This is a genomic window from Micromonospora sp. BL1 (assembly GCF_003667485.1).
GTDB classification, from domain to species: domain Bacteria; phylum Actinomycetota; class Actinomycetes; order Mycobacteriales; family Micromonosporaceae; genus Micromonospora; species Micromonospora tulbaghiae.
Map to the genome: position 1 here is coordinate 1 of NZ_RCVK01000091.1, position 379 is coordinate 379.

Below are 379 nucleotides of genomic sequence, written 5' to 3' on the forward strand. Positions count from 1 at the left end.
CCCGTCGACCTTCCTCGCGCTGACCGTGCTGGCGTTCATCATGCTCGGCGACGCGATCCGTGACGCCTTCGACCCGAAGCTGCGGTGAACTCTCATGACCCAGTCCGCTGTCCGGCCGACGCCGGCCTCTCCCACCCCGCCCGGCGGCCACCTGCTCGAGGTACGCGACCTGCACGTCGAGTTCCGCACCCATGAGGGCGTGGCCAAGGTGATCAACGGGGTCTCGTACCACCTGGACGCGGGCGAGACCCTGGCGGTGCTCGGCGAGTCCGGCTCCGGCAAGTCGGTGACCGCCCAGGCGATCATGGGCATCCTCGACACTCCCCCGGCCCACGTCCGCTCCGGCCAGATCCTGTACCAGGGCCGGGACCTCCTGACC

Annotated in this window: 1 protein-coding gene; it reads left to right on the forward strand. The window is 70.2% G+C overall.

Translation table 11 applies throughout. The annotated features are described in order from the left end of the window. Positions 1-94: 94 nt before the first annotated feature. A partial coding sequence (locus tag EAD96_RS00810; protein ID WP_121682914.1) for an ATP-binding cassette domain-containing protein occupies positions 95-379 on the forward strand: 285 nt, incomplete at its 3' end.